We start from the raw sequence: 208 nt of genomic DNA, 5'->3' as shown, positions 1-208 counted from the left end.
CCATGGCCAAGGTCAGCGCCAAGGGCACCGATATCGGCACCAGCAAGGAAGAGATTCGCCGCGCTTCCAACGAGCTGTCGCAGCGCACCGAACGCCAGGCCGCCAGCCTCGAAGAAACCTCGGCGGCCCTCGACGAACTCACCGTCGCTGTCCGTCAGACGGCCGATGGCGCCCATGAAGCGAGCAAACGTGTCCACGCGGTTAGCAC

Annotated in this window: 1 pseudogene; it reads left to right on the top strand. The window is 65.4% G+C overall.

The features are described from left to right. Positions 1-208: pseudogene (locus AF337_RS06865) on the top strand (methyl-accepting chemotaxis protein); the annotation flags it as partial.

It is taken from the genome of Rhizobium ecuadorense, from assembly GCF_001187535.1.
GTDB lineage: Bacteria > Pseudomonadota > Alphaproteobacteria > Rhizobiales > Rhizobiaceae > Rhizobium > Rhizobium ecuadorense.
Note: the sequence above shows the minus strand (reverse complement) of the source record. Positions and strands in the feature narration are given on the sequence as shown.